The sequence below is a fragment of the Serratia aquatilis genome (assembly GCF_044865145.1).
GTDB lineage: Bacteria > Pseudomonadota > Gammaproteobacteria > Enterobacterales > Enterobacteriaceae > Chania > Chania aquatilis.
The window spans coordinates 4,601,512-4,619,741 of record NZ_CP173186.1; the positions used below are offsets into that span (position 1 = coordinate 4,601,512).

General features: G+C 51.8%; 15 protein-coding genes. 10 read left to right on the plus strand and 5 right to left on the minus strand.

Annotated elements, in window-relative coordinates; all coding sequences use genetic code 11:
• Positions 1–11: 11 nt before the first annotated feature.
• Positions 12–341 (plus strand): multidrug efflux SMR transporter, encoded by a 330-nt coding sequence (locus SAQUA_RS20830; protein WP_337262556.1) that lies wholly within the window; start codon positions 12–14, stop codon positions 339–341.
• Between the two features lie 233 nt (positions 342–574).
• On the opposite strand, the gene SAQUA_RS20835 is transcribed toward SAQUA_RS20830, so the two are convergent.
• From SAQUA_RS20835 to lptF, 3 genes are all read right to left on the minus strand, one after another.
• Positions 575–1,300 carry an ankyrin repeat domain-containing protein gene (locus SAQUA_RS20835; protein WP_380679613.1) on the minus strand — a complete coding sequence of 242 codons (726 nt, stop codon included), beginning with the start codon at positions 1,298–1,300 and terminating at the stop codon, positions 575–577.
• A gap of 335 nt (positions 1,301–1,635) precedes the next feature.
• On the minus strand, positions 1,636–2,706 hold the full coding sequence (gene lptG / locus SAQUA_RS20840) for an LPS export ABC transporter permease LptG (RefSeq protein ID WP_380679610.1): 1,071 nt from the start codon (positions 2,704–2,706) through the stop codon (positions 1,636–1,638).
• Complete coding sequence (gene lptF, locus SAQUA_RS20845; RefSeq protein WP_380679607.1) at positions 2,706–3,800, minus strand: LPS export ABC transporter permease LptF; 1,095 nt, start codon at positions 3,798–3,800, stop codon at positions 2,706–2,708. Before lptF ends, lptG begins: the two co-directional genes overlap by 1 nt.
• 281 nt (positions 3,801–4,081) lie before the next feature.
• Between lptF and pepA the strand changes: the two genes are divergently transcribed.
• From pepA to SAQUA_RS20870, 5 genes are all read left to right on the plus strand, one after another.
• Positions 4,082–5,593, plus strand: a complete 1,512-nt coding sequence (gene pepA, locus SAQUA_RS20850; protein ID WP_380679604.1) for a leucyl aminopeptidase — start codon at positions 4,082–4,084, stop codon at positions 5,591–5,593.
• Positions 5,594–5,714: 121 nt separating this feature from the next.
• The gene (locus SAQUA_RS20855) at positions 5,715–6,167 is read left to right on the plus strand and encodes a DNA polymerase III subunit chi (protein WP_380679601.1); all 453 of its coding nucleotides are present in this window, start codon (positions 5,715–5,717) and stop codon (positions 6,165–6,167) included.
• A 14-nt stretch (positions 6,168–6,181) separates the two neighbouring features.
• Positions 6,182–9,058: a valine--tRNA ligase gene (locus tag SAQUA_RS20860; protein ID WP_380679598.1), complete on the plus strand. Its 2,877-nt coding sequence runs from the start codon at positions 6,182–6,184 to the stop codon at positions 9,056–9,058.
• A gap of 303 nt (positions 9,059–9,361) precedes the next feature.
• Positions 9,362–9,865, plus strand: coding sequence for a GNAT family N-acetyltransferase (locus SAQUA_RS20865; RefSeq protein WP_380679595.1), 504 nt, complete (start codon positions 9,362–9,364; stop codon positions 9,863–9,865).
• Between the two features lie 272 nt (positions 9,866–10,137).
• Complete coding sequence (locus SAQUA_RS20870; protein ID WP_380679592.1) at positions 10,138–11,745, plus strand: GMC family oxidoreductase; 1,608 nt, start codon at positions 10,138–10,140, stop codon at positions 11,743–11,745.
• 39 nt (positions 11,746–11,784) lie between these two features.
• On the opposite strand, the gene miaE is transcribed toward SAQUA_RS20870, so the two are convergent.
• The gene (gene miaE, locus SAQUA_RS20875; protein WP_380679589.1) at positions 11,785–12,546 is read right to left on the minus strand and encodes a tRNA isopentenyl-2-thiomethyl-A-37 hydroxylase MiaE; all 762 of its coding nucleotides are present in this window, start codon (positions 12,544–12,546) and stop codon (positions 11,785–11,787) included.
• 168 nt (positions 12,547–12,714) lie between these two features.
• On the minus strand, positions 12,715–13,140 hold the full coding sequence (rraB, locus tag SAQUA_RS20880) for a ribonuclease E inhibitor RraB (RefSeq protein WP_380679586.1): 426 nt from the start codon (positions 13,138–13,140) through the stop codon (positions 12,715–12,717).
• A gap of 161 nt (positions 13,141–13,301) precedes the next feature.
• Here rraB and argF (SAQUA_RS20885) point away from each other — a divergent pair, with 161 nt between their 5' ends.
• The 4 genes from argF (SAQUA_RS20885) (at position 13,302) to argF (SAQUA_RS20900) (ending at position 18,158) form a co-directional block, all read left to right on the plus strand.
• Entirely contained in the window at positions 13,302–14,321 is a 1,020-nt protein-coding gene (gene argF / locus SAQUA_RS20885; RefSeq protein WP_380679708.1) for an ornithine carbamoyltransferase, read from the plus strand.
• Positions 14,322–14,977: 656 nt separating this feature from the next.
• Positions 14,978–16,198 (plus strand): arginine deiminase, encoded by a 1,221-nt coding sequence (gene arcA, locus SAQUA_RS20890; protein ID WP_380679583.1) that lies wholly within the window; start codon positions 14,978–14,980, stop codon positions 16,196–16,198.
• 18 nt (positions 16,199–16,216) lie between these two features.
• Positions 16,217–17,134, plus strand: coding sequence for a carbamate kinase (locus SAQUA_RS20895; protein WP_380679580.1), 918 nt, complete (start codon positions 16,217–16,219; stop codon positions 17,132–17,134).
• 19 nt (positions 17,135–17,153) lie between these two features.
• A complete protein-coding gene (gene argF, locus SAQUA_RS20900; protein ID WP_380679578.1) occupies positions 17,154–18,158 on the plus strand; it encodes an ornithine carbamoyltransferase in 1,005 nt (334 codons plus the stop codon).
• The last annotated feature ends 72 nt before the right edge of the window (positions 18,159–18,230 follow it).

Here is an 18,230-nt window from a genome sequence, read left to right on the forward strand (position 1 = left end):
GGGTGTGAATTATGTTTAATATTGGCTTTCTGTGGTTGGCCTTGTCTATCGGTTCAGAAATTACCGGTACGTCGATGATCAAAAAAACCAACAACTTCAAAAAACTCGGGCCTTCACTGCTGGTGATCGGTGCTTACTGTCTGTGCTATTTTGCTCTGACTAGAGCAATGGGGTATGTTCCTGTGGGGGTTGCCTATTCGCTGTGGTGTGGCTTTGGTATTGTCGGCGTCACCTTCGTTTCCATGCTGCTCTACAAACAGAAACCGGACCTGCCTGCCATCTTCTCCATGGCGTTGATTATCGGCGGTGGGGTCATTATGAACACCTTCTCGCAGATGTAAGCCCCTGGCTGCAAGATACAAGCCCCAAAAGCCCGTGTTCTGTGTTGTCGGGCTTGAACAGAGGGCCACTCTGCCCTGCGCCCTCCGCCTTGATAACGGGCTTTTGGGTCTGCGACGGCACCACGGACAATTAAGGGACACAGCCTAACACTCCCACCAGCCTGATGCTTAAAGTGATTCAATTTAAGCGTCAGGCTGGTGGGAGTTTCTTGTATCAGTGGTTACCCGCAAGATTAATTACAGCTGGATTTTCCGGTTTTATGATTGATCGCGCCTTTTTCTATCAATAGATTAGCCACATCAACAAAGCCATGTTCACAAGCACCACTGAGCGGGCTGGCATTTATTTTTGGGTTTTCGTTGATGGCTACCACGTTTAAATCGGGATTAAACTGCAGAATATATTTTACCACATCCAGTCGCCCATCAACCGCAGCCACCATGAACAGAGTTTCGCCGTCTGCCTCTTTGGCGTTCCAATCTATCTCATCTTTTAAACGCTCATGAAGATACTTGACCACCTCAGCATTCTTGCCCATCACAGCTGACTTAACGCTATTATATACGTCGGCGCGGTCAGTGGCGCGAATATCAGCCCCTTGCTCGACCAGGTACTGCACCATATCGAAATAACCAATAAAAGCCGCCCAGCCTAATGCCGTTTGGCCTAGTGAGGCCTCATCTTTGACCTCAAGATTTTGCCCCGCTTCCACCATTTTTTTTACCGTTGCCAAGTTGCCCTGCTTTACCGCGTCAAACCAGGCTGCATCGGGCCCTTGGGAAGGCTTTTCGTAAAAAATCCGGTGTGACAGCAAGTTAGGGTTGGCGATTTCCTGCATTTCGGCTTTGCTGAATCTGAATTTAGAAAGGTCAACGCTCCCCGTGTTCTCTTGAGCCTGTAAATTAAAGCTGCTGACAGAGAGCAAGCTGGCAATTAATAAGATTTTTTTTAGGTTCATATCTTCACCTTCCTGAATGGTTAATTTTAATACATCACTGTAGCCCAGATGGTTCAGGAATTTTACTCATCACGATTTTTATTTACCATGCTTTATTGTTTCTTTTTGGGGATCAATTTCTATAAAAACATCAACAATGCTTTCTTTTATCTAGTGACAGTATTTTGGGATTAAATCTGGGCGCCGATAGAAGAGTGTATTTTTATAAAAAAATCAGGAGATGTTATAAGTAAAATCCTAGGCTGCGCCCCTTAACTATCCGTGGTGCCGTCGCAGACCCAAAAGCCCATTAACTATTTAGCGGGTGGGAGAACCCCACCCGTTTTGTGACTTGGCTATTTCCGTTTCAGCAGCATAAACAGACTGATAAGCAGGAATACCAGGCTAGGTAATAACGCCCCCAAAACCGGTGGCATGCTATACACCAAGCTTAGTGGGCCGAAGATCTGGTCCAGCACATAAAACAGGAAGCCGAAGCTGATACCGGTCACCACACGCACCCCCATCGGCACGCTACGTAGTGGGCCAAAGATAAACGACAGCGCCATCAGCATCATCACCGCCACGGAAAGGGGAGCAAAGATCTTGTTCCACATATTCAATTGATAACGGCTGGCCTCCTGACCACTGACCTTCAGGTACTTCACGTAGTTATGCAAACCACTGATAGACAAAGAATCAGGATCCAACGCCACCACACCCAGTTTGTCTGGCGTCAGGTTGGTTTTCCATTCACCGGTCAGCGTTTGTGTCCCTGTCACCTGCTTCTGATCGGTCAGATCGGAAGTATCTACCTGAGATAGCTTCCATACACCATCTTCAAAGTTGGCGCTGGCAGCATAACGCACCGTCTGCAACCTGTGCTGGTCGTTAAAGTGATAGATGTTTACGCCGGAGAGCTCTTTCTCACCAGAAACACGTTCAATGTAGATAAAATCGTTGCCATCTTTTGCCCACAATCCCCCTTTGGTTGAAAGCAGAGAACCACCGTACATCTGCTGCGCACGGTAGTTACGCGCCATCTGTTCACCTTGCGGAGCCACCCATTCGCCAATAGCCATGGTCAGCAACACCAACGGAATGGCGGTTTTCATCACCGAACCGGCAATTTGCAAGCGGGTGAAACCAGAAGCCTGCATCACCACCAGTTCGCTACGCGTAGCCAAGGTACCCAGGCCGAGTAACGCACCCAACAACGCCGCCATCGGAAAGAACACTTCAACATCTGCCGGCACGCTGAGAAAGGTATACATTGCGGCGCTAAACGCCGTGTATTCCCCTTGCCCCACTTTGCGCAACTGATCTACAAATTTGATGATGCCGGAAAGAGAAACCAGCAAAAACAGCGTCATCATGATGGTATTGAAAATCGTCTTGCCGATATATCGATCTAATACACCAAACATCAGGCCGCTCCTCTCAAACGCGCACGCAGCCTACGCAACGGCACGGTATCCCATAGGTTGAGAACCAAGGCGATCGCCAGGAACACCAGATTCACCGACCAGCCCCATAGCAGTGGATCAAGTTTGTCATTACCGGCATTGGAACGAATCGATGTCTGTAGCAGGAAGAAAATCAGATATAACAGAATGGCGGGCAACATACTCAGCACGCGCCCCTGACGTGGATTAACCACGCTCAGTGGCACTACCATCAACGCCATCAGTACCACTGAAGCCACCAGAGTCAAACGCCAGTGAAACTCGGCGCGGGCATCGGGCTCGTCCGACTGCCACAGTTTGCGCATCGACATCTGTTCGGTCTGGGTATGATCGATGGCCACGGGGCGGTGGCCAATCACGGCCTTGTAATCGGTAAAATCGGTAATGCGGAAATCCCGCAGCAACGCAGTCCCCTCAAAGCGGGTACCCTTATCCAGCAGGACCTCCTGTGAACCGTCAGGGTTCTGGTGGGTCACGCCATGCTCCGCCACCACCACCGAAGGACGCTGGTTGCCGTTTGGCCGCAGCTGTGCCAAGAATACGTTATTGAAGGCATTCCCTTTGACACCACCGACAAACAGCACGGCATTACCATCCTGCGAGGTCTGGAACTGCCCTTCCGACAGCCCGGCGATACTGGGGTTGGCTTTCGCTTCGGCAATCACTTCATACTGTTGCGTTGAAGCCCATGGCCCCAACCAAAGCACGTTGACTGCAGCAATGGCAGAAGTGAAGATCGCCAATATCATTGCGGCGATGACCAAGGTCCGTTTCCCCAGACCGCAGGCATGCATCACGGTGATCTCGCTTTCGGTATACAACCGCCCAAGCGTTATCAGCAGGCCAAGGAACAGGCTTAATGGTAAGATGAGCTGCGCCATTTTGGGCACACTCAGTGCAAGCAAGGATAAGACTAAATTTGTCGGAATATTACCGTTGACCGCATCGCCTAACACCTTGACCAGATTCTGACAAAAAAAGATCAAAAGCAGGATGAACAGGATGGCAATTTGGCTCTTTAACGTTTCCCGAACCAGATATCTAATGATGATCACGCTTAATACGCCTGTGATAACTTGTCTTTTTGCAGGAAAATCGATAGTTTCATCGCTAATCCGCCATTTTTTCTCATCATGTGGCAACCTTCACAGCTAAAATAGTATTAGAACATCAAGCTGTTTGGCTGCCCTATAGGAACAGACCTATAGTTACCCAAACAGAACAGTTACGCCATTTAAGGTTAGCCTATTTAGTTAACTCAATGACGGAAGCCCGAGACGGATCAGAGCATTCTAACGGCAGCTTCCGCTGTTGTCTTTAAGATTCAGGAGAGTGCATGGAGTTCAGTGTAAAAAGCGGTAGCCCGGAAAAACAGCGCAGCGCCTGTATAGTTGTTGGTGTCTTCGAACCACGCCGCCTGTCACCTATCGCAGAACAACTCGACAAAATCAGTGATGGTTACATCAGCGCATTACTTCGCCGGGGCGAACTTGAAGGCAAAGTTGGGCAGACATTACTGCTGCACCATGTGCCGAACATTCTCTCCGAACGCATTCTGTTGATTGGCTGTGGCAAAGAGCGCGAGCTCGATGAACGCCAGTATAAACAAGTCATTCAGAAAACCATCAACACCCTTAACGACACCGGTTCCATGGAAGCCGTCTGCTTCCTGACCGAACTGCACGTAAAAGGCCGCAATACTTACTGGAAGGTACGCCAGGCGGTAGAAACAGCCAAAGAAACGCTTTACACCTTTGATCAACTGAAAAGCAACAAGGTGGAACCACGCCGCCCGCTGCGTAAAATGGTGTTCAACGTGCCTACACGCCGTGAACTCACCAGCGGTGAACGCGCCATCCAGCACGGTCTGGCAGTAGCGGCAGGTATCAAAGCGGCAAAAGATCTCGGTAACATGCCGCCCAATATCTGTAATGCCGGTTATCTGGCCTCACAGGCGCGCCAATTGGCGGATGCTTTCAGCGCCAACATTACCACCCGGGTCATCGGCGAACAGCAGATGAAAGATCTGGGGATGAACGCCTATCTGGCAGTCGGTGCAGGTTCGCAAAACGAATCATTGATGTCCGTGATGGAATATAAAGGCAATCCTAATCCAGACGCTAAGCCAATCGTGCTCGTCGGTAAAGGGCTGACTTTCGATTCCGGCGGTATCTCGATCAAACCGGCCGATGGTATGGACGAGATGAAGTACGACATGTGTGGCGCAGCTGCGGTATACGGCGCGATGCGTGTGGTTGCGGAATTGAACCTGCCGCTTAACGTGATCGGCATCTTGGCCGGTTGTGAAAATATGCCGGGTGGGCGCGCTTACCGCCCTGGTGACGTGTTGACCACCATGTCAGGCCAAACGGTAGAGGTGCTGAACACCGATGCAGAAGGCCGTCTGGTGCTGTGTGACACGCTCACCTATGTGGAACGCTTCGAGCCGGAGCTGGTGATTGATGTCGCCACCCTCACCGGAGCCTGTGTGATCGCCCTGGGCCACCATGTTACTGGCCTGATGTCGAACCATAACCCGCTGGCACACGAGTTGATTGGCGCTTCCGAACAATCCGGTGACCGTGCGTGGCGTTTGCCGCTGGCAGATGAGTACTACGAGCAGTTGGACTCCAACTTTGCGGATATGGCCAACATTGGCGGCCGCCCTGGTGGTGCCATCACCGCCGCGTGCTTCCTTTCACGCTTTACCCGCAAGTACAGCTGGGCACATCTGGATATTGCCGGCACAGCTTGGCGTTCGGGTAAAAACAAAGGTGCCACTGGCCGCCCGGTAGCCATGCTGGCGCAGTTCTTGCTTAATCGGGCAGGTCTGAACGGCGACGATTAACCTACTCTTTATCTTTCAAGCCGCAGCTCGGTTGGCTGCAACTTGAAACCTATTGGGTATATAATCATGCAAAACGGGCGCACTGGTTGCGCCCCTACTTTTTCTTAGCGGCAACGAATTCATGAGCAAACAGGCAACGTTCTACCTCCTTGAACACGCTGACCCCGTTGGCGCGCTCAGCGCACACGAAGCTGTGGCCTGCGCCGTTGCCGCAGAAAAGTGGCGAGCTGGCAAGCGGGTATTGATCGCCTGTGAAAGCCAGGAACAGGCCCACCGGCTGGATGAAGCGCTATGGCAGCGTGAACCACACCAATTTGTGCCGCACAATCTGGCTGGCGAAGGGCCAAACTTTGGCTCGCCGGTTGAACTATGCTGGCCCAGTAAACGCGGCAATGCACCGCGCGATCTGCTGATCGCTCTGCTACCGCAGTTTGCAGATTTTGCTACTGCTTTCCATGAAGTGGTAGACTTCGTCCCTTACGAAGACACCCTAAAACAGTTGGCGCGCGAACGTTACAAAGCCTATCGCAGCGTCGGCTTCCATTTGACCACGGCCACGCCGCCAACTCACTGAACAACGATATAAAAATGGAAAAGACAAACAGTCATCTTGATACCGCCTACGACCCAACGCAGATCGAACAGAAGCTTTACGATCATTGGGAAAGCCAGGGGTACTTCAAACCCAATGGCGATACCAGCCAGGAAAGTTTCTGCATCATGATCCCGCCGCCGAACGTCACCGGCAGCTTGCATATGGGCCACGCGTTCCAGCAAACCATCATGGATACCATGACCCGCTACCAGCGCATGCAGGGGAAAAATACCCTGTGGCAGGCCGGTACCGACCATGCCGGTATCGCTACCCAAATGGTGGTGGAGCGTAAGATCGCCGCTGAAGAGGGTAAAACCCGCCATGATTATGGCCGCGATGCGTTTATCGACAAAATCTGGCAGTGGAAGGCTGAATCCGGTGGCACCATCACCCGCCAGATGCGCCGCCTGGGTAACTCAGTGGATTGGGAGCGCGAACGCTTCACCATGGATGACGGTCTGTCCAATGCGGTAAAAGAAGTCTTTGTGCGCCTGTACAAAGAAGATCTGATTTATCGTGGCAAACGCCTGGTGAACTGGGATCCGAAACTGCGCACCGCCATCTCCGATCTGGAAGTGGAAAACCGCGAGTCTAAAGGCTCCATGTGGCATCTGCGCTATCCGCTGGCCGATGGTGCAAAGACCGCAGAAGGCAAAGACTATCTGGTGGTAGCAACCACCCGCCCGGAAACCGTGCTGGGTGATACCGGTGTGGCGGTGAACCCGGAAGATCCGCGTTATAAAGATCTGATTGGCAAAGAGATCATTCTGCCATTGGTTGGCCGCCGTATCCGCATCGTGGGTGACGAGCACGCCGATATGGAAAAAGGCACCGGCTGCGTGAAGATCACCCCGGCGCACGACTTCAACGACTACGAAGTGGGTAAACGTCACGGCCTGCCGATGATCAACATCCTCACCTTCGATGGCGATATCCGCCAAGAAGCCGAGGTATTCGATACGCTGGGTGAAGCCAGCCAGGCATATAGCAGTGAACTGCCAAGCCAGTTCCGTGGCCTGGAGCGTTTTGCCGCACGTAAAGCCGTGGTAGCCGCCTTTGACGAACTGGGTCTGCTGGATGAAGTCAAACCTCACGATCTGACCGTACCTTACGGTGACCGTGGCGGCGTTGTCATCGAGCCAATGCTGACCGACCAATGGTATGTGCGCACCGCGCCGCTGGCCAAAGTGGCGGTAGAAGCGGTTGAACAGGGTGAGATCCAGTTTGTACCCAAGCAGTACGAAAACATGTATTTCAGCTGGATGCGCGATATTCAGGACTGGTGTATCTCCCGCCAACTGTGGTGGGGCCACCGTATTCCAGCCTGGTACGACGCCGAAGGCAAAGTGTACGTAGGCCGTACCGAAGAAGAAGTGCGTAGTGAGAACAACCTGGGTGCCAACGTAGCGCTGAATCAGGATGAAGACGTGCTGGATACCTGGTTCTCCTCCGGCCTGTGGACCTTCTCGACCCTGGGTTGGCCAGAGCAGACCGAAGCGCTGAAAACTTTCCACCCGACCAGCGTGCTGGTTAGCGGCTTCGACATTATCTTCTTCTGGATTGCCCGCATGATCATGCTGACCATGCACTTCATCAAAGATGAAAACGGCAAGCCGCAAGTGCCTTTCAAAACGGTGTACATGACCGGCCTGATCCGCGACGACGAAGGGCAGAAGATGTCCAAGTCGAAAGGTAACGTCATCGATCCATTGGATATGGTGGACGGTATCTCGCTGGAAGATCTGCTGGAGAAACGCACCGGCAACATGATGCAGCCGCAGTTGGCAGAAAAGATCCGCAAGCGGACCGAGAAGCAGTTCCCGAACGGCATCGAACCGCACGGTACCGACGCCCTGCGCTTCACTCTGGCGGCGCTAGCCTCAACCGGTCGCGACATCAACTGGGACATGAAGCGCCTGGAAGGTTACCGCAATTTCTGTAACAAGCTGTGGAACGCCAGCCGCTTTGTGTTGATGAATACCGAAGAACACGACTGTGGCTTCAACGGTGGCGAGATGCAGCTTTCGCTGGCCGACCGCTGGATCCTGGCGGAATTCAACCGCACGGTGAAAGCCTACCGCGAGGCATTGGACAGCTACCGCTTCGACATCGCGGCGGGCATCCTGTACGAGTTCACCTGGAACCAGTTCTGCGACTGGTATCTGGAGCTGACCAAGCCAGTGGTAAGCAACGGCAGTGAAGCGGAACAACGTGGCACGCGTCATACGCTGATCACCGTGCTGGAAGCTCTGTTACGCCTGGCGCACCCGATCATTCCGTTTATCACCGAAACCATCTGGCAGCGGGTTAAAAACCTGACTGGCGAAACCGCAGATACCATTATGCTGCAGCCATTCCCTGCCTATGACGCTGCGTTGGAAGACCAACAGGCGCTAAACGATCTGGAGTGGATCAAGCAGGCGATCACCGCAGTGCGTAACATCCGTGCCGAGATGAACATTGCGCCAAGCAAACAGTTGGAAGTGTTGCTGCGTAATGCCAATGGGGATGCTCAGCGCCGCGTGCAGGAGAACCAGAGCTTCATAGAGAAGCTGGCCCGCCTGACCTCTATCACCCTGCTGCCTGCTGGCGATAAAGGCCCGGTCTCGGTTACCAAACTGGTGGAAGGGGCTGAACTGTTGATCCCAATGGCTGGCTTTATCGACAAGGATGCAGAAATTGCGCGCCTGACGAAAGAGATGGGCAAATTGGATGCAGAAATCGCTGCCATCGAAGGCAAGCTGGCAAACGAAGGTTTTGTGGCACGCGCACCGGAAGCGGTAGTGGCCAAAGAGCGCGAACGCTTGGCGGCCTGCCAGGAAGGCAAAGTGAAGTTGCAGGAACAGCAGGCAACCATCGCCGCACTGTAACGGCCAGCGGAAATACCCTAGGCTGTGTTCCTTCAATTGCCCGCCAGCGCCGCTGGCGGGCAATTGAAGGAACACAGCCTAACAACAGCGGGCGGGCCACTCACCCGCTGTTTTTTTTATCAGCAAGTTGCCAAGATACGGCTTTAGGTGATATTACACAGCCTAATGCGGTACGTTCCGTAATAACGAAGAAATCCTGAAACCCTTCAAGTTTATACCCGAGTTATTCCAGGTTGCAGCCAGGCGGAGACAGGAAGCCTGTGCGGTTGGAAGGCGAAGGCATATTGAATTGTGAGTGTAAACATGACTACATCAACCCCAGTGCGTCTTTTGGTGCGCCCAATAACGGCTAAGGATAATGCCGCGATGGCTCAAGTGATCCGCATCGTCTCTGCAGAGCATGGCCTGACGGCGGATAAAGGCTACACCGTTTCCGATCCCAATCTGGATACACTGTTCCAACTTTACAGCCAGCCACGCAGCGCTTACTGGGTAGTGGAGTTAGACGGCCAGATCGCTGGCGGTGGCGGCATCGCTCCACTGCAGGGCGGTGAGGCCGACGTCTGCGAACTACAAAAAATGTATTTCCTGCCAATACTGCGTGGTAAAGGCTTGGCAAAACGCTTGGCGCTGCAGGCTCTGGATTTTGCTCGTCAGCAAGGGTTCAACTGCTGCTATTTAGAAACCACCATCACGCTGCAACAAGCTATCGGTCTGTATGAACACCTTGGTTTTGAACATATCGATCATGCTATGGGCAACACCGGCCACTGCGACTGCGAAGTCACGATGCTGAAAATGCTCTAACCCACCATGCTGACGTTGACGCCCCTTCTCCTCTTGCTAGAGGGGTGGTTCATCACTCTTCAGTTGCACTCTCCGCAAAAAAATCATTAACATCATCATAATCATTATTTATTAAAAAAATTGTTATTTTTCATAAAAATTAAAAGATCAACAAACTTACCATGTAAATTTATTGTGACATTCATTAACAAATTAACGATTGCAAATTGACCGCGTATTCACCTGAGTTACTCTGGCATAACAAGCTCAAACCGTCACGCAGGGATACCGTCATGTCAGAAAACGCATTCGATTACATCATTGTTGGTGCAGGTTCAGCTGGCTGCGTGTTGGCAGCGCAGCTAATCCGCCGTACTCAGGCCCGCATTCTGCTGCTGGAAGCCGGTGGTGACGATAATAACCTGTTTATCAAGATGCCCGCTGGAGTGGCGAAGATCATCGCCAAGAAAAGCTGGCCATATGAAACCGAGCCAGAACCCCACGCTAACAACCGCCGTATGCAGATCGCCCAGGGCAAAGTTCTGGGTGGCAGCAGTTCTGTTAATGGGATGATTTACATCCGGGGCCAACGGCAGGATTACGACGACTGGGCCGAGCAATATGGCTGCATCGGCTGGGGTTATCAGGACGTATTACCCTATTTTAAGCGTGCAGAAGCCAATGAGAGTCTGGCAGATGATTATCACGGCGGCGAAGGGCTGCTGCCGGTCAGCGAAAACCGCTACCGTCATCCATTGAGCATGGCATTTATCCGCGCAGGCCAGGAGTTGGATCTACCCTACCGCAACGACTTTAACGGTGAAAGCCAGCACGGCGTTGGCTTCTATCAAACCACGACTCATAACGGCGAGCGCGCCAGCACCGCGCGTACCTATCTGAAAGCCGTGAGCGACAGCTCAAGGCTGGTAGTGAAACTTAACGCCTTGGTACACCGGGTGACTTTCGAAGAGAACGTTGCAACCGGTGTGATCTACAGCCTGAACGGTGGTAGTGAGATCGTCGCCCATGCCCGGCAGGAAGTGATCCTCAGCGCCGGAGCGGTAGGATCACCGAAGATCCTGATGCTTTCCGGCATTGGCCCCCGCGAACACTTGCAACAGTTGGGTATTACACCCCTGGCCGATCTGCCGGTAGGCAAAAATTTCCACGACCATTTACATATGTCGATCAACGTCAGTACCAGCAAACCAATCAGCCTGTTTGGTGCCGATCGCGGCCTGCAAGCATTACGACATGGTGCCGAATGGATGGCATTCCGCAGCGGCGTGCTGGCCTCCAACGTGCTGGAGGGGGCCGCCTTCGCTGATTCTCTTGGCAACGGCAGACCAGATGTACAGGTGCATTTCCTACCAATACTGGATAGCTGGGATGATGTTCCCGGTGAACCACTCCCGGCCATCCACGGTATGTCGCTCAAGGTGGGCTACCTGCAACCCAAAGCACGCGGTCAGGTGCAGCTGCGTAGCCGTGATCCCGCCGATCCGGTCAGGTTACAGGCCAACTACCTTGGCCACCCGGACGATCTGGCTGGCAGCATACGCGCGGTTAAATTTGGCCTGCGATTCCTGGAAACTGCCGCCCTTAAACCGCTGATTAAAGATCTGCTGATGCCAAAACCCGCATGGCTAAACGATGAAGCACAGTTGGAGGAGTTTGTGCGCAACTTCTGCAAAACGGTGTACCACCCGGTAGGGAGTTGCCGTATGGGCCAGTCGCCAGTGGACTCGGTGACCGACCTGCAACTGCGCGTGCACGGTTTTGAGCGGCTGCGCGTTATCGACTGTTCAGTGATGCCGCAGGTGACCAGCGGTAACACCAACGCCCCAACCATTATGCTGGCGGAGAAGGCGGTGGATTTGATATTAGGTGAAGCGGTGTAATCCCCCCATTCCCCGCACCAACAGGTTGGGATGTGGAAATCACAACACCGGAACACCGCTGTGAAAACGGAACTCGGTGTCAGCAGACTGGATCAATTCGGCTTCAACACGGCCAAAGTGAGCCACACGTTCACTGACATCGCCTGTGGCAATCTGCTGCGCCAATGTCAGGTAATCCTCATAGTGGCGCGCTTCCGAACGCAGCAAAGAGAGGTAAAACCGGCTCAATTCATCGTCAAGATACGGGGCTAGCTTGGCAAATCGTTCGCAGGAGCGGGCCTCGATATAAGCCCCACAGATCAATTTATCGATCAGGGTAGCCGGATCGTGAGTGCGAACTTCGCGGATCATACCTTTGGCGTAACGACTGGCGGTGATCTTTTCATACGGGATCTGACGTGTTTGCATGATCTGCAAAACCTGCGAGAAGTGATGGAGTTCTTCTTTAATCAGCAACACCATTTTATCCACCAGATCTTGGCCGTAGGCGGAACCATTTTTCGGCAGGATCTTTTTGGTGAATGCACTTTGGCGAAACAAAGCCTCCGGTAGTTCCTGTGCCTCGTGTACAAAAGCCTCATATGGCCTGAGCAGAGCCAGCAGCGCATCACCACTCTCTTTATCTGCCACATAGCGGCGGATCAGCCACATGCCGGTCTGTGCCGCTTTCAGCTCACACACCAGATGGTCAGTCAGCAATAGCCTTAGGTTTTCGGGGCGACGAGCAGCCTCGATCCAGCCATCCGGCGTTTCGCAATGCAGGAAGTTTAAAATCGGGGATATCAGGGATTGGTAGTTCATCGGATCTTATACACAAGTTACTTCAAGTTGCATGTAGGCGGCAACTGAGCGAGGCTCCAAGAGCTTGGTAAACCAAGTGACTGGGGTGAGCAAAGGCGGTCAACACCCATACAACTTGAAGGACGACGGCTATATCAAGGGCCGACTTTCGCCGGCCCACAGGTTTAATTAATGGCGTTTGCCGTCGTCGTCTTCATCAATAAAGTCGCCGTCTTCGTCTTCCTCACCTTCTTCACCGTTCGGATCTTCAAAGTAAGTACCCCAACCGTCATAGTTGACACCGCATTTTTCCGCCAATGCCACCAGTTGCTCTACCTGGCTGTCGATCAGTTCCGCATTTAATGCCACTTCACTGATCACGTCACAGCACATCACCATGGAGCCATCTTCCACTTCCAGTTCTTCGGCGTCGGTGACTTCGTAGCCCAGCTTAAAGGCTTCAACCGCAGCCTGTTCCAGAACTTCAAACTTTTCGGCAGAGAAATGGTGTTCGATAGTGTAGAGCGCATCCGGATCGCTGCCATCTTCCAGCAACTCTTCGATGATCAGGCGGGTTTCTTCACGTTGTTCTTCCAGCAATTCGCGGTTTGCCATGCCTCTATCCTCAATAAAATGATCTTTGTTCCTTCTATTTTCACACACCGCTGTCATCGCTACCACGATAAACGTGAAAGATTTCTTCCTGAGGGTTGAAAGTGAATATTAATACATATAAAGTGAATTTTAATTCAATTAAACGCACAGGATACAGGATGATGAGCCAGGTGAACCCGTTCTACAGTCGTCACTTTTTGAGGTTAATGGACTTTACCCCCAGCGAGATCCAGTCGCTGCTCCAACTGGCCGCCGATTTGAAGCAGGCCAAGAAACAGGGCAAGGAAACTCGCTATTTACAAGGCAAAAACATTGCGCTCATCTTCGAAAAAGACTCAACACGCACACGATGCTCTTTCGAAGTTGCCGCATTCGATCAGGGGGCTCAGGTCACCTACCTTGGCCCAAGCGGCAGCCAGATCGGCCATAAAGAATCCATGAAAGACACCGCCCGCGTTCTTGGCCGCATGTACGATGGCATTCAGTATCGTGGTTTTGGTCAGCACCTGGTAGAAACGCTGGCAAACTATGCCGGGGTACCTGTGTGGAATGGCCTGACCAACGAGTTCCATCCAACCCAGTTGCTGGCAGACCTGCTAACGGTGCGTGAACATCTGCCGGGCAAATCCCTGGGAGAAGTGAAGTTTGCCTACATTGGCGACGCCCGCAACAATATGGGGAATACCCTGTTGGAAGCTGCCGCACTGGTGGGGATGGATTTGCGGCTGGTGGCACCGAAAGCCTGTTGGCCGCAGGCAGAACTGGTAGCGGAATGTCAGGCTCTGGCACAACAGACAGGCGGCAAAATTACGCTGACGGAAGATATCGCAGAAGGGGTGAAAGAGGCGGATTTCCTGTATACCGATGTTTGGGTGTCCATGGGTGAAGCCAAAGATGTTTGGCAGGAACGGATTGCTCTGCTGAAACCTTACCAGGTCAATATGGCGATGATTGAGCTGACCGGCAATCCACAGGTTAAATTCCTGCACTGCCTGCCAGCCTTCCACGACGACCAAACCACACTGGGCAAACAAATGGCAGAGCAATACGGCCTGCACGGCGGTATGGAAGTCACCAACGAGGTATTTGAATCTGCCCACAGCGTGGTGTTCGATCAGGCTGAAAATCGTCTGCATACCATTAAAGCTGTGATGGTCGCCACACTGAGCAGAACGCTGTAAAGTTTGGCGCTATTTTGAACTGATTCACATAACGGCGAGGGCGTGACCCTTGCCGTTAAAAGCTAGCAGACTAACTATTCAATATATTATGATTACCCACTAAAATCGGTGGGATTTTTATTCATCCTTTCCATATAAATACCCTACCCCAGCTATTCCCCTACTTATTAAGCTGTTGTTCTTCGGCAAATAAATAAAAGTGCAATAGCATGCATCACAAAAATAAAATCTCACACTTATGGATCCGTTGAAATACATATCCTTAAAACTTCCACTGTCAGCGGATAAAATTAATATTTTTCTGCATAAATAACTCACTGAACTAGAAAAAATAAAAATAAATTATTTATTTTTAATGAGTTACGAATTGAATGCGTATTAATTAATGCCTTATGCAATTAATTAAAAAGATATTTAAATTCATAAACTGACTAAAAATTCATTTTGCCAAACAAATTTACAGCATTAGCAATGACATAAATCAATTTATTATCCTCTTTATAAAAAAAACACGGCATATGTGATTGTGGTCACAAAAAAACAATGAAGCACTACCTATTGTCAATATCAACAGAAGAAAACACCAGAATCACTCAATTAAATAATTTTTTATTTCACTGAGTGATCCGTAACTCAATATAACAATAGGAAACAAGATGAATAATAACTATGTTGGTTCTGAAATAGGTCAATTAAGGAGCGTTATGCTCCATCATCCTAATTTAAGTTTGAAAAGGCTGACGCCCTCCAACTGCCAGGAATTACTATTTGATGACGTTCTCTGCGTTGAACGAGCGGGTGAAGAACACAATATATTTGCCAATACGTTACGTTCCCAAGGTGTCGAAGTTTTATTATTAGGCGACCTGCTCGCAGAAACTGTTGCCATTCCAGAAGCCAAAAAGTGGCTGATTGAGGAGCAGGTTTCAGACTTTCGGCTGGGGCCTTCATTTGCAGGCGATATTCGTGGCTGGCTCTGCAGCCTGCCCGACCGTCAACTGGCAAACTACATGATCGGTGGCCTGACCTTTGCGGAAGTACCGGAAAGCTTCAGCAATATGGTGGTAGATACACATCAGCCGACCGACTTTATAATGAATCCGCTACCTAATCATTTATTTACCCGTGATACTTCCTGCTGGATATATAACGGTGTATCTATCAATCCAATGGCTAAAACCGCTCGGCAACGCGAAACCAATAATCTGCGCGCCGTATATAAATGGCATCCTTATTTTGCCAACGGTAATTTCACAACTTATTTTGGCGATAAAGTCCGTAATTATGACCATGCCACGCTGGAAGGTGGCGATGTATTAGTTATCGGACGCGGTGCGGTATTAATTGGCATGTCTGAACGTACCACGCCACAAGGCGTTGAGTTTCTGGCCCAGTCGTTATTCCAATCCCATCAGGCCGAACGGGTGATCGCGCTGGAATTGCCGAAACACCGTTCGTGTATGCACCTGGATACCGTAATGACGCACATTAATCTGGACATTTTTTCCGTCTATCCAGAGGTGGTACGTAAAGAAACACAGTGCTGGACACTGACCCCGGATGGCAAAGGCGGTATCAACCGTCGGCAGGAAACGCATTTCCTTACCGCCATTGAGCAGGCACTGGGTATCGATAAAGTGCAGCTGATCACCACCGGCGGCGACAGCTTCGAGGCCGAACGTGAGCAGTGGAACGATGCCAACAACGTCCTGACCGTGCGGCCTGGGGTGATTATTGGCTATGAGCGCAACACCTGGACCAATGAAAAATACGACAAGGCCGGTATTACCGTGCTGACAATCCCAGGCGACGAACTTGGTCGTGGCCGAGGCGGTGCCCGCTGCATGAGTTGCCCACTGGAACGCGACGCTATCTAACCTCTACGGAGCACAACTATGAATAAAAAACCCACAGTGGTGGTTGCACTGGGTGGCAACGCCCTACTACGCCGTGGAGAACCGCTCGAAGCTGATATTCAGCGCCGTAATATTGCCTTGGCCAGCCAGCAGATCGCTGAGTTGACCCAACGCTGGAATGTGGTGCTGGTGCATGGCAACGGCCCACAGGTGGGGCTGTTAGCCCTGCAAAACAGTGCCTATCCCGAAGTGGCTCCCTACCCACTGGATGTGCTAGGCGCGGAAAGCCAAGGGATGATTGGCTATCTGCTGATGCAGGAATTGAAAAACTGCCTGCCGCAGATGCAAATCAGCACACTGTTGACACAGGTTGAGGTTGATCCCGATGACAACGCCTTCAGCAACCCGACAAAGTACATCGGTCCAGTTTACGATCGGCAGCAGGCAGACAGCCTGAGCCAAGAAAAAGGCTGGGCAATCAAGGCTGACGGGCCGTATTTCCGCCGGGTTGTTCCCTCACCCAAACCCCGTCGCATCATCGAAACCGATGCCATTAACGCACTGATTGAACACGGCCATTTGGTGGTATGCGGCGGCGGCGGCGGTATTCCGGTGGTGCGCCATGAGCAACGGCTACAGGGCGTGGAAGCGGTGATCGATAAAGACCTTTCCGCCGCATTCCTGGCAGAGCAGATCGGCGCCGATGCGCTGCTGATCCTCACCGATGCCGACGCCGTTTATCTCGACTGGGGAACACCACAACAACGGCCTTTACAGAAAACAACGCCTAGCGATCTGGCAGGTATTCACTTCGACGCGGGTTCTATGGGGCCGAAGATCGCCGCAGCCAGCCATTTTGTCAGCCAATGCCACGCCATTGCCGGGATCGGCGCATTAGAGGATGCCAATAAAATCCTCGCGGGCAACAAAGGCACCCTGATCGCCTCTTCACGATGAATTTTTAAGGAATCACACTATGAGCATTAATTTACGTAACCGTCACTTGTTGAAACTGCTGGACTTCAAACCCGATGAAATTCAATACCTGCTCGATCTGGCTTTCACGCTGAAAAAGGCCAAGTACAGCAACACCGAGCAGCAGCATCTGCGCGGCAAGAATATCGCACTGATCTTTGAGAAAACCTCCACCCGTACCCGTTGCGCATTTGAAGTGGCGGCCTTCGATCAAGGTGCTCGAGTGACCTATCTCGGCCCAACCGGTTCACAGATCGGCCATAAAGAGTCGATGAAAGATACCGCCAGAGTTTTGGGCCGCATGTACGATGGCATCGAATATCGCGGCTTTGGTCAGGCTATCGTTGAGGAGTTGGCCGAATTTGCTGGCGTGCCGGTGTGGAACGGTCTGACCGATGAATTCCACCCAACACAGATCCTGGCGGATCTGATGACTATGCTGGAGCATGTGCCCGGCAAGAAGCTAAACCAGATCTCATTCGCCTACCTTGGTGATGCCCGCAACAACATGGGTAACTCCCTGATGGTGGCGGCGGCGAAAATGGGAATGGATATTCGCTTGGTCGCCCCTGCTTCCTTCTGGCCGGATGAAGAGTTGCAAGCACAGTGCCAAGCCATCGCCAGTGAAACCGGGGCACGCATCATGCTGACCGAACATGTGGCAGAAGGTGTCGCCGGGGTGGATTTCCTTTACACCGATGTCTGGGTCTCGATGGGCGAACCTAAGGAAGCCTGGGCCAAACGCGTCGAACTGATGAAACCCTATCAGGTGAATATGGCGGTGGTGAAGGCAACCGGTAATCCACAGGTGAAATTCATGCACTGCCTGCCCGCATTTCACAATGCGCAAACCAAAATGGGTAAGGAGATCGAGACCACCTATGGTTTGCAAGGGTTGGAAGTCAGCGATGAAGTGTTCGAATCCGCCCATTCCATCGTGTTCGATGAAGCAGAAAATCGCATGCACACCATCAAGGCCGTGATGGTCGCCACTCTCAGCGACTAACCCCTCACGCGGCAGCCTGGCTAAGGGTTGCCGCACTTTCCCGATATTTTACTTTCCCGCTGCCGGGTGCAG

What these genes read in the sequence shown, in the direction of transcription:
- SAQUA_RS20855 (WP_380679601.1), top strand. Translation starts at nt 5,715, where the DNA reads ATGAGCAAACAGGCAACGTTCTACCTCCTTGAACACGCTGACCCCGTT.
- miaE (WP_380679589.1), bottom strand. Translation starts at nt 12,546, where the DNA reads ATGAACTACCAATCCCTGATATCCCCGATTTTAAACTTCCTGCATTGC.
- lptG (WP_380679610.1), bottom strand. Translation starts at nt 2,706, where the DNA reads ATGTTTGGTGTATTAGATCGATATATCGGCAAGACGATTTTCAATACC.
- argF (WP_380679578.1), top strand. Translation starts at nt 17,154, where the DNA reads ATGAGCATTAATTTACGTAACCGTCACTTGTTGAAACTGCTGGACTTC.
- SAQUA_RS20835 (WP_380679613.1), bottom strand. Translation starts at nt 1,300, where the DNA reads ATGAACCTAAAAAAAATCTTATTAATTGCCAGCTTGCTCTCTGTCAGC.
- rraB (WP_380679586.1), bottom strand. Translation starts at nt 13,140, where the DNA reads ATGGCAAACCGCGAATTGCTGGAAGAACAACGTGAAGAAACCCGCCTG.
- pepA (WP_380679604.1), top strand. Translation starts at nt 4,082, where the DNA reads ATGGAGTTCAGTGTAAAAAGCGGTAGCCCGGAAAAACAGCGCAGCGCC.
- SAQUA_RS20870 (WP_380679592.1), top strand. Translation starts at nt 10,138, where the DNA reads ATGTCAGAAAACGCATTCGATTACATCATTGTTGGTGCAGGTTCAGCT.
- SAQUA_RS20865 (WP_380679595.1), top strand. Translation starts at nt 9,362, where the DNA reads ATGACTACATCAACCCCAGTGCGTCTTTTGGTGCGCCCAATAACGGCT.
- argF (WP_380679708.1), top strand. Translation starts at nt 13,302, where the DNA reads ATGAGCCAGGTGAACCCGTTCTACAGTCGTCACTTTTTGAGGTTAATG.
- SAQUA_RS20860 (WP_380679598.1), top strand. Translation starts at nt 6,182, where the DNA reads ATGGAAAAGACAAACAGTCATCTTGATACCGCCTACGACCCAACGCAG.
- SAQUA_RS20830 (WP_337262556.1), top strand. Translation starts at nt 12, where the DNA reads ATGTTTAATATTGGCTTTCTGTGGTTGGCCTTGTCTATCGGTTCAGAA.
- arcA (WP_380679583.1), top strand. Translation starts at nt 14,978, where the DNA reads ATGAATAATAACTATGTTGGTTCTGAAATAGGTCAATTAAGGAGCGTT.
- SAQUA_RS20895 (WP_380679580.1), top strand. Translation starts at nt 16,217, where the DNA reads ATGAATAAAAAACCCACAGTGGTGGTTGCACTGGGTGGCAACGCCCTA.